Annotated in this window: 8 protein-coding genes; 5 read left to right on the top strand and 3 right to left on the bottom strand. The window is 47.4% G+C overall.

Annotated features, from left to right (window positions below):
- Positions 1-30 precede the first annotated feature (30 nt).
- Positions 31-387 (bottom strand): hypothetical protein, encoded by a 357-nt coding sequence (locus J0L70_RS19730; RefSeq protein WP_144056137.1) that lies wholly within the window; start codon positions 385-387, stop codon positions 31-33.
- 836 nt (positions 388-1,223) lie between these two features.
- Between J0L70_RS19730 and J0L70_RS19725 the strand changes: the two genes are divergently transcribed.
- From J0L70_RS19725 to J0L70_RS19705, 5 genes are all read left to right on the top strand, one after another.
- Complete coding sequence (locus tag J0L70_RS19725) at positions 1,224-2,237, top strand: response regulator (protein WP_017286141.1); 1,014 nt, start codon at positions 1,224-1,226, stop codon at positions 2,235-2,237.
- Positions 2,238-2,328: 91 nt separating this feature from the next.
- Entirely contained in the window at positions 2,329-2,694 is a 366-nt protein-coding gene (locus tag J0L70_RS19720) for a response regulator transcription factor (RefSeq protein ID WP_071596139.1), read from the top strand.
- 4 nt (positions 2,695-2,698) lie between these two features.
- Positions 2,699-3,205 (top strand): chemotaxis protein CheW, encoded by a 507-nt coding sequence (locus J0L70_RS19715; protein WP_017286139.1) that lies wholly within the window; start codon positions 2,699-2,701, stop codon positions 3,203-3,205.
- 60 nt (positions 3,206-3,265) lie between these two features.
- The gene (locus J0L70_RS19710) at positions 3,266-6,028 is read left to right on the top strand and encodes a methyl-accepting chemotaxis protein (protein WP_287455617.1); all 2,763 of its coding nucleotides are present in this window, start codon (positions 3,266-3,268) and stop codon (positions 6,026-6,028) included.
- Between the two features lie 96 nt (positions 6,029-6,124).
- Positions 6,125-8,815, top strand: coding sequence for a hybrid sensor histidine kinase/response regulator (locus J0L70_RS19705; RefSeq protein ID WP_287455616.1), 2,691 nt, complete (start codon positions 6,125-6,127; stop codon positions 8,813-8,815).
- Between the two features lie 59 nt (positions 8,816-8,874).
- On the opposite strand, the gene J0L70_RS19700 is transcribed toward J0L70_RS19705, so the two are convergent.
- On the bottom strand, positions 8,875-10,164 hold the full coding sequence (locus J0L70_RS19700) for an ABC transporter substrate-binding protein (protein WP_268182982.1): 1,290 nt from the start codon (positions 10,162-10,164) through the stop codon (positions 8,875-8,877).
- A gap of 80 nt (positions 10,165-10,244) precedes the next feature.
- Positions 10,245-10,982 carry a glutathione peroxidase gene (locus J0L70_RS19695; protein WP_287455615.1) on the bottom strand — a complete coding sequence of 246 codons (738 nt, stop codon included), beginning with the start codon at positions 10,980-10,982 and terminating at the stop codon, positions 10,245-10,247.
- Between the last annotated feature and the right edge of the window lie 206 nt (positions 10,983-11,188).

Below are 11,188 nucleotides of genomic sequence, written 5' to 3'. Positions count from 1 at the left end.
ACAGATCTTATTGTAGCGATCGAACGCGAGTTAGACCCTCTGCTCAAGGTTAGCTTCCAAATTGGGCAACAAGGTTTGGTTGATCAATTCTTCGAGAGTCTGAAACTCTTCGGAATTCAGGTTGCCTTGACGATAAGTCTGATAACAATGCTGCAACGCCCACTTCACAGATTCGCGATCAGCGCGACGTTTGGCAGCCGTGCGAGCCGAAAACAGCGTGGGGTAATTTTGGCGATCGCTGACCGCCAAACGACAGCCGGGAAGCCAGCAATTGAAGATGTACCCCTCTGCGTCAGTCAAAATCTCAATGAGCCAGCCGTGATATTTTTCTTCAAACATGGTCAGAGTTGAAATAGCGAGCGGTGAAGGGAGGGCAAGCCTTGACATAAAAAACCTGCTCGCAACGAATCAAGCGAAACTCGTTACGAACAGGTGAGAAACTTCGGTTGATTTAGTTTGCGACTGCAATTTCCTCATTCACGGAGAGTGCAGCGCTTCCCTTTCCCAGCGACCGAAGCTCTTGCGCCGTTTGAACGCAAAGAGATTTCCCAGATTTCTCTGAATTCAGAATACTCAATTCGGGTGAAATTGCGGGGGAGAATTCGGGGAGTTTTCGGGGAGACAAAAAAGCGACATCTATCAAGAGTCAGATTATTGGGATCAACAGGGTGAGATCTGAATTTTGAAGAAGCAGAAAAAACCGAGGGCTGGAGTTGATGCTGTCGTTAATAAAGTTCTCATAATCGAACACCGTGTTTCTACGTAGATTTTCCTCAGGGTAAATACTGAAATATCAGCCAGGAAAATTGGTATCAAAAGCGATCGCTTTCGCAGAAAATTTAACCTCTAGCTCTCGAAAATGCGATGGGACTTAGGTTTTAGAAGATACGCAGCTAGAGAAAAGTTGAGCGTTCCCGCTAAATCATATCTTCAAGATTCTCTTAAGAAGGTTGTCATTCTCCGTAAATACCAGTAAGCTCTTAAATAAGTTAAGTCGTGTGTACCAGCATCTATCGCTTATCCTAATCAATCAGAATTTTGATCGATCGCTGTTGCGGCAATATCAGGGGCTTAGATTAACTCAAACGAATCTAAAACAGGGTTGCACTTCCACTCGCCTAAGAATATGTGGTTTCAGAGTCCTGAGATCAGGCTCAAACTTGCCATGCATTCAAATCTAGGGCGAAAAAGATGAAAAATCCTTGAAGTTGTGATTCAGCGCCATGGTCAAATCTTATCCCAGCCTGCATCCTCACCGATTACTGCTTCGTCTCATTCATCAGCGTTTGACGGGATGCTTGAAAGTCGAAACCAGTATTGCGGACTGGTCAATCTACTTCAGTGAAGGCGAACTGACCTTTGCCACCAGTTCTCTTAGCCCATTTGAAAGACTAGATCGGCATTTGGGGCGGTTGAGTCAGCATATTCCCACCCTAGGCGGTGCAGTACGATCGCAGGTTCGTGCTTTGTTCGATCGTAAGCCGCTCACTAATCACAGTCGGATTAGCCCGGATTATCAAGCGATTTTAAGATTAGTCGAACAACAATATCTATCGATCAGTGAAGCCCAACAGTTGATCAAGCAGTTGGCTCAAGAAGTGCTCACCGGATTTTTGATGCTGTATGAAGGTGAAACTCAAGTCATTGAACGTGCAGAGTTCGATCCCTATCCAGAGCTTTGTCGAATTGAGCTTTTACCGCTCCTTGCACAACGGTATCAGCCTGCTAAAACAACGGCAACGATAGTCCGCGATCGAGCAGTTGGCGATCGAACACTTGGAGATCGAACAGTTGCTGTTGCCCCAGTGATGGAGCGTCCGATTCAGACTTTAGAAGTTCCCTCAAAGCCTGTTCAAGCCTGTACACGATCGTACAAAATCATTTGCATTGATGATAGCCCCTCAATTTTGCAAGCGATCCAAAGCTATCTTGACGAGCAGTTTACGGTCTTCATGATTCATGATCCTCTCAAAGCCGTCATGCAAATCATGCGGCAGAAGCCGGATCTGATTCTCTTAGATGTAGGGATGCCGAACTTAGATGGATATGAGCTTTGTTCGATGTTGAGACGACATCCCGGTTTTCAAGCAACCCCGATCATCATGGTGACTGGACACACTGGATTCATCGATCGAGCCAGAGCCAAATTAGTGGGAGCGTCTGGATATTTAACAAAACCATTTACGCAAGCTGACCTACTTCAAACTGTAGCTCAGTATCTTCCAACAAGAGGATAGAGAGAAATACAGGAAGCATCTCCCCACCTCCCCACTCCCCACCTCTCTACTCCCCACTCCCACCTTTACCCCGCCTAGGCTTTACTAACCGATGATGAGTACAGTTTTAATTGTCGAAGATACCCCGTCAGAACGTGAGCTTCTCAGCCACTACTTACAAGAAAGCGGTTACATCGTGATTGAGGCTGTGAGTGCCAAAGAAGCACTCGACAAAGTTGCAGAACAGAAGCCTGATGTTGTCGTGACGGATGTCGTCATGCCCGGAATGAGCGGCTTTGCACTCTGTCGGGCACTCAAAAAACATCCCGTAACCGAAGATGTCCCAATCATTATTTGCACTTCCAAAAACCAAGATATCGATCGACTTTGGGGGATGAAGCAGGGCGCAGATGTCTACATCACGAAACCATTCACCCGTGACCAGTTTATCCGTGCTGTTCAATCTGTAGGAGGCTGAAGACATGCAAAGTTCAGCAATTACTCTGCGCCCAATCCCAGATCGCTTGGGGCAGATGTATCTCAAATTTGATTTGGGTGCAAAGATTTCTGTTGTCGTTCCAATGACTTATGTGCGAGAAGCGATTTCTCGATCGCTGCAACAACTCACCCCTATGCCTGATATGCCATCTTATGTGCTGGGACTGATGCATCGTCAGGGACAGGTGATGTGGGTGATTGATCTGGCGAATCTACTCGATGTTGGCGGAATTCCTGCCCCGATTCATTCTCCAGTATCCGCACAGGATTTGCTAATTCTGCGGGTCGGTTCTACCTCTTTTGCGATCGCCGTTCAACACATTCATGGCTCCATCTGGTTTCCCGCTGCCGATATCCAGCCTTCACTCAGTCATGCAACTGCAAGATTCTCACATTACTTAAGCGGGTGTGTGTTGCAAAAACAGGAAGTGTTATTTGTCTTGGATGCTGAAGCGATCGTTCAGTCGCCGAACTTTCAGCCTCAAGCTTAAACCATCAAGCTTCAACAATATTGCCCGATTCACGTTCTCCCCAAGATACTTACTTGACTCATGGTTGATCAATTGTCTTCTACAAATTCAAGAGTGTTCCCGACTCAATCTGCCTATACAATGGCGGATGCTGCGCGATTGCAATCGCGTCGCGCCTTGCCCGACTGGCTCAATCGCATGAGCTTAAAGCAAAGAACTGCACTCTTAGCAGTTGTACTCAGTACGGTTCCGATTGCGACGATGGGCGCGATTAATTACGTTCTCGCAGATCACGCAATCACACAGCAAGTGACTGGCGCACAGCAATTAGCTGCAACTCGACTGAGCGATTTGATCAGTCGATACATGTCACAGCGCTATGCAGAAGTTCAAGCGTTGGCAAACTTCCCATTGCTGAGCGAAACTGCTCCCCGGAATGCAACCAGCCAAGCAGATAGGAATGCTGCCCTCACCCGCATCGCTCAAGCCTATGGCAACTACAGCGATGTTGCCATCTTTGATCTCAATGGCAATGTGCTTGTGCAAGCGGGCGATCGCTCAAATTCCAATCAAATCGGTCAAGCTTACTTTCAAGAAGCCATTCGCAATAACCGTGCTGGAATTAGTCAACCGATGATAAGCGCGGATGGAAAACGCACTGAAGTCTTTCTCACAGCTCCAGTGCGAGATACTCAGACCGGAAGAACAATCGGGATTGTGCGGGCGACCTTACCACTCGAGAAAATGTCTGACCATCTCGTGACCTACACGCTGATTGGGCGAGAATACAGCATCATTGATCCAGCGACAAATCGAGTCATTCTCACCTCGCGTCCAGAGCGCTTTAATCAAGAAGCGCCCGCCATATTTCCTGAATTTTCGCAGATTGCATCTGCGGCAAAAGTGAATACAAGATCGGTGAGTGAATCTCAAGGAGCGTACATTTTCACGTATAGTCCTTGGACAAAGTTAGACAATCTGCCGGAACTAAACTGGCATTTGGTACTCGGGAACAACGTTGAGAATGCCTTTAAGAGCCGTAAAACTCTGCTCATTGCTTTAGCGACGAGTAGCGTGATTGTAACTGTGATTGTCGGTTGGATTGCAATGATCCTAGCAAATCGCCTCACTCGTCGAATTGTGTCAGTTGCAAAAGCTGTGCAGCGCATTGGGCAAGGGCAACTCGATACGCGACTGCGAATGGTTGGTGATGACGAGATTACTTTGCTCGGGAGCAATATCAATTACATGGCAGGGCAACTGCAAAAGCTGATCTTTGAACAAACGCAGACCTCACAGAACTTGCAGCGATTGAATGAAGCAACTTTCAATATTCGCAAGACTTTAGACTTCAATTTGATTATGCAAGCGGGGGTCAATGAAGTTCGCAAGCTCATTGATGTCGATCGCTCAATTGTCTACTTATTTGATGAGCACTGGAAAGGTCGAATTGTCGCCGAATCTGTTGGGTTAGAGTTTTCCGCAGCCTTAGGCACTCAGATTACAGATCCCTGTTTTGCAGAGCATTTCATCGAGAAGTATCGGAAAGGGCATGTGCAAACGATCTCGAATATCACAGATGCAGATCTCGACCCGTGCTATCGCGGGCAGTTGGAAGCGTTCCAGGTGAAAGCTAACATTGTTGCTCCAATGGTTGTCGATGGCAATTTGATCGGGCTATTAGTTGGGCATCATTGCACGGCTCCGCACTACTGGGAGTCTTGGGAAATTAACTTGTTCACTCAGATTGCAGTGCATTTAGGCAATGCGCTGGAGCAAGTAAAGCTCACCGAGCAGCAGCAGCGAGTGACAAGTATTCAAGCCCTAGCAGAAGAACGTCAGCAAACTCAAGAAGCCTTACAAACTCAACTCCTGCAACTGCTGCGCCATGTAGAGCGGGCGGCCATGGGAGATTTGACTGTGCGGGCGGATGTGACAACGGGCGAGATTGGGACGGTGGCAGACTTCTTTAACTCGATCGTAGAAAACCTCCAGCATTTAGTCGGTCAAGTGAAAGAAGCATCGCTCCAGGTCAATTCTTCACTCGGGAGCCACGAATATGCCGTGCGCGAGTTGGCGCATGATGCGCTGAAACAGGCGGAGGAAACCTCGGCAACCGTTCAATCGGTGCAGAAAATGATGGAATCGATCGAAGCGGTGGCTCAAAGTGCGCAGAAAGCTGCAGAAGTCAGTCGAACGGCAGCCGTGACCGCAGAAACAGGTGGAACTGCAATGGAGTTGACGGTACAGCAAACCTTAGGATTGCGGCATACGATCGGAGATACTGCGAAGAAAGTCAAACGGTTGGGAGAATCTTCGCAGCAGATTTCTAAAGCGGTCTCGTTGATTAATCAAATCACGGTTCAGACGAACTTACTTGCGATTAATGCTGGAATTGAAGCAGCACGAGCGGGCGATGACAGCCAGGGATTTGCAGCGATCGCGGAAGAAGTCGCGGCGCTAGCCGCACGGGCAGCGGACGCAACTCATGAGATTGAACAGTTAGTTGCAGGGATTCAAAGAGAAACGAATGATGTTGTCGAAGCGATGGAAGAGGGAACATCTCAGGTCGTCGAGGTGACGCACTATGTCGAAAACGCGAAGCAAAGTCTAGAACAGATTGTCTCTGTCTCGCATCAGATTGATCAGTTGGTGCAGTCTATCTCAACGGCGACGGTTTCCCAGGTTGAAACGTCTCATACGATTACGAATTTGATGCAGGATATTGCTCAGATTGCAGAGCGGACTTCTGATTCGTCAGTTGAGGTGTCAAATTCACTGCGGAAGACGGTAGACATTGCTCAAGAACTTCAACAATCGGTTGGGACATTTAAGGTGAACTAGGGGTTTGTCAAGTTGAGCATGATGCACCTGACTGAACTCCTAGACATTTCGAGAACCTAAATTTTCAAACCCACATCAAACTTTCAATCTTGACCTATGCCAAACGAAAAGGAAAACGAAATCCGGCGGCAGTTTCTAGATGAAGCACAAGAATATATTACGAGCTTGGAAGCTTCGATTTTAGAAATTTCTCAGACGAGCAATGCGACGACTATCAATGCGGCACTCCGAGTCACGCACTCGCTCAAAGGAGGAGCCGCAATGATGGGCTTTAAGTTACTCAGCGAGCTAGCGCATCAGCTAGAAGATGCGCTGAAAGTCTTTAAGATCAACGATAGTACCTTACCAGATGCGGAAACTGGGCACTTGTTGCTGCTGGCTGTAAGCTGTCTCTATCAGATTGTTGATTTTGAGCGCTACGGTGAAGCAATTAATCCAACTTGGATTAGTAAAGAAGTTGAGCCAATTTTCACAGCACTGCGATCGCGTTTAGGCGATCCTCAAGATGAAACGGCTGCATCCGTTTTGTCGATGGAGAACAATCAAGACTTAGTTCCTTTGCTGTTTGAAACAGAAGTCGAAGAATGCCTTCAGCGTCTTGAGACTGTCCTTGACAGCCCGAATCAGTCTTGCCTGCGCGAAGAAGCAACCTTACTCGCACAAGAGCTAGGCGGATTAGGCGAGATGTTGCAGCTGCATGATTTTAGTCAGCTTTGTGACACGATCGAGCAACAGATTGCTACCGCTTCAAATGATTTACTCATTTTTGTTACACGGGCTGCACTGCAAACTTGGCGACGTGCACAGGTTTTAATTTTAGCAGGACAGCTTGATCAGATTCCTCTGGAAATGGATGCAGTTGAAATTAATCCAACGATACCTGCACAAGTTGTACAAACGATTTCGGCAACGGCTGACGTGGAAGACCCCAACACCACTGTGAGAGTTTCACTGCGTCAGTTGAATCATTTACAAGATTTGTTTGGTGAATTGACGATCGATCGCAACGGGCTGGATCTGAATTTGAAACGGCTCCGAGGTCTAATCCGCCAGTTATCTCAACGACTTCAGACGTTACAGCATGTCAATTATGAGCTAAGAACCGTTTACGATTCTGTTGCTTTGACAAACGCCCCTGTTGCCGTTGCATCTGTGAGAAGTAGTTCGCTACTCACAGAGTTTGATCGGCTAGAAATGGATCAATACACAGACATTCATTTGCTCTCTCAGCAAGTCATCGAAACGATTGTGCAATTGCAGGAAGTTGCAGATGATCTCAGTTTAGGCTTAGACGAGACTGAGCAGAATGCTCGAAATTTAACAAAATCCTCAAAGCAACTGCAATCTGGGTTTACGCGCCTGAAGATGCGACCTTTAGCAGAATTGGTCGATCGCTTTCCGCGAGCCTTGCATGACTGGTGTGTGGAATATGGCAAGCAGGCAAAATTGACGATCACAGGGGAGTCGATTTTGCTCGATCGCAGTGTGATCGAAACGTTGCAAGATCCCTTACTGCATCTGCTCCGAAATGCCTTCGATCATGGAATTGAAACGCCGGAAGCTCGAATTGAGCGCGGTAAGTCTCCAGAAGGTCGGATTGAGATTCAAGCCATGCAGCAAGGCAATCGGACGTTGATTACAGTTCGAGATGATGGCGAAGGTATTGCGATCGACAAAATTCGCGATCGCGCGGCTCAGATCGGACTCGATCCGGCTCTCCTTGAAGTTGCGAGTGAAACAGAATTACTGTCTCTGATCTTTGAGCCTGGGTTTAGTACTAGCGATCGTGTCACTGAACTATCCGGGCGCGGGGTCGGCATGGATGTTGTTCGCACACATCTACAACAGATTCGGGGCGAGATTACGATTAATACTCAAGTCGGAGTCGGCACAACCTTTACACTATCTGTTCCAGCGACGCTCTCCACTGTGCGCGTAGTCCTTGCGGAAAGTCATGGCATGTTGCTAGCAATTCCGAGTGAAGCGATTGCTGAAGTTACGATCTTTGAACCAGAGCAGGTGATTCAAACTGGAATTGGCGAAGCGATCGAGTATCAGGGGCAGCCGATTTCTCTGATTCGACTCCAGCGACATCTGAACTTCAACTGTATTCGTGCTCGACATAGCTATGAAACACCTCCTCTGCTGCACTCTGAAAGTGTCGTCATCATCCAGCAAGGCGGAAAACTGACAGCGCTACAAGTCGATCGCTGTTGGACGGATCAAGAAGTCACTGTACGATCGCTCTCCAACCTCTTACCTCTGCCTTATGGCTTTAATGGTTGTGCAATCTTGGGCGATGGGCGCGTGGTGCCGTTGGTGAATGTTCCAGAGTTCTTATATCAGGTTACGGCTCCGCCTAGCCAACCTTCTTTACCTGCCTTATTGAGTGCGGCTTCCAGCGTTTCTTTGCCGACTTTGCCAAGTGTTCTCGTGGTCGATGATTCGATTAATGTGCGACGATTCCTAGCATTGACGCTTTCTCGATCGGGCTATCAAGTCGAAGAAGCGAAAGACGGACAAGATGCGATCGAGCGATTAGAAGCAGGTTTAGCCGTGCAAGCGATCGTCTGTGATATTGAGATGCCCAGGTTAGATGGATTTGGGTTACTGACAAAATTAAAAGCAAATCAGAAGTTCAATCATATCCCGGTGACGATGCTGACTTCTCGAAGTGGAGATAAGCATCGTCAGCTCGCGAATCAGCTTGGTGCGGCGGCTTATTTCTCCAAACCATACAACGAGCAAGTCCTGTTGCAGACCTTAGATCACTTAATTCATGCGTAAAACAAAACCCGCCTAAGCGGGTTCATTCCATTGCTGGAACTTGATTGAAAAAGTTCTGTTTACGATCGAGCATTCCAAGTCTGAGCTGCATCACTCAAAGCTTGATCAACGGTCTTCTGTTTCAGCATTGCTGCTTGCAGATTTTCGTAAATGGTTTGCTGCAAAGTCTTGATGTTCTTAATCACAGGAATCAGGACTTCTGCTTCTTTGAGTTGTCCAGCACTCACGACTCTAGCTTTGTCGATGCCAGTTGCATTCTCAGGTAATTTTGTGAAATAAGGATCTTCGGCTGCTTTTACAGTCGAAGGCAACACATTCGCCGCTTTGGCAAATTCAAGCTGATTGGCATTATTGGTCAGAAACAGTGCAAACTTCAACGCCGCATCGGGTTGATCGGTATCCCTGGGAATCGCGACATTCATCACCGCTACATTTTTCTTGCGCGTATCGCCTGTGATTTGAGGCGCAGATTCTGAAGCTTGCGCGATCGTCGGTGCATTTTTCGCGATCGATTTCAAAAATTCGGCTCCCGATGCCAAAATCGCCGTATTGCCTTGTTGATAAAGATCGATCGCATGACGATGCCCTTCGGTTAACACTTCTTTCGGCATCAAGCCATTCTGATAGAGATCCACCCAATACTGAAACGCCGCTTTCCCTTGAGGCGAATTAAAAGCTGCTTTGCCCTGGTCATCAACCAGCTTCACTCCCATTTGCACAAAGGATTCCATCACTTCACCAGAATCACTAGGAACAACGGTTGCGAAAAAGGCGTATTTTCCAGTTTTCTCTTTGATCTGCTTTGCGGCTTGTGCAAGTTCAGCGTAAGTCGCAGGCGGTTTTGTAATGCCTGCTTTTTTCAGCAGATCCGTGTTGTAAATGGCAACGCGCGTCGTCAGATACCAAGGAATCCCAAACGTTTTGCCATTTAAGGTGCTCGCTTGCCAAATTCCAGGAAAATATTGATTTTTTACATCGGCTGGAATCTTTTCATCAAGCGTCATCCAGGCATTGCGCTCAGCAAGCTGTGAGGCAAATCCAGGATTGAGATTGACAACATCCGGAGCCGTCTTTGCCGCAACCGACGTTAAAATTTTTCGCTCCATTTCTGCCCAAGGCACATCTGTCCAGCGAACTTTAACGCCAGGATTTTCCTGTTCAAACTTTGCAAACAAAGATTTGAAATAGTCATCAAACTGCGGACTCAGTTGCATTGTCCAAAAATCAATTTGCCCTGTGGCTGAAGTCCCCGCATTTGGCGTACCTCCGCCACAACTTACCAGCCAACTGAGGACAACCCCCAATAGCGAAAAAATCGCAAATGTCTTCCAAGTTCTACTTTGACGCATGAATTTGATCAAAAAATGACAGGACTCGATTGTAGTTCATCACTTTACCGAGTCCTGTCATTTCTCGAAACCGCAATGGCTTAGTTCGCGCCTAAATAAGCTGCTAGATCTTCAGACCCCCCAATCAAGTTGCCTTCAACGAAGACTTGCGGAACCGTTGAAGCACCCGTGACTGCTCGTAAAGTCCGAGGGCTAGCATCGCGCCCTAAAACAATTTCTTCGTAGTCGAATCCGCGATCGCTGAGCATCTGCTTCGCTTTTGCACAGAACGGACAACCAATTTTAGTAAACAGTGAAATTGCTTTGGGCTTCTCGGCTGTTTCATTGATGTATTTCAGCATCGTATCGGCATCCGATACTTTGAATGGATCGCCCGGTTCTTCAGGTTCGATGAACATTTTCTCGATCGTGCCATCTTTCACCAGCATGGAATACCGCCAGGATCTTTTCCCAAATCCCAAGTCGCTTTTATCGACCAACATGCCCATGCCATCTGTGAATTCGCCGTTCCCATCCGGAATCATCCGAATGTAGTCTGCGTTTTGATCTTTGCACCATTCATTCATGACAAATGCATCATTGACAGAGATGCACACAATGTCATCGACTCCATTCGCTTTGAACACTTTTGCCAGTTCGTTATAGCCAGGAACGTGTGTAGATGAACAGGTTGGGGTGAAAGCTCCGGGAAGTGAGAACACAATCACGGTTTTTCCTGCAAATAAATCGTGAGCGGTCACGCTGACCCACTCATTGTTCTCACGAGTGCGGAACGTGACATCTGGAACTTTTTGCCCTGAGCGATCGACGAATGCCATAACTTTTTTCCTAGCGGTTATTAACTTTACTCTTAAATCGTACTCGGAATGACTTCGAGTTGTCAAGAAAAAAGATGAACGTGTGTAGCAGTCGTAGATTCGGGTAGGGATGGAGCGCCATTTCCCCGACTCTCCACTCCCCTAACGTGCAAGATCCTCATCAATCCATCAGAAGTGATAGAGTACGAGCGTTCATTCCGATCAGC

Origin of the sequence: Leptolyngbya sp. UWPOB_LEPTO1 (assembly GCF_017302695.1) — a bacterium.
Taxonomy (GTDB): Bacteria; Cyanobacteriota; Cyanobacteriia; order Leptolyngbyales; family Leptolyngbyaceae; genus Leptolyngbya; species Leptolyngbya boryana.
Note: the sequence above shows the minus strand (reverse complement) of the source record. Positions and strands in the feature narration are given on the sequence as shown.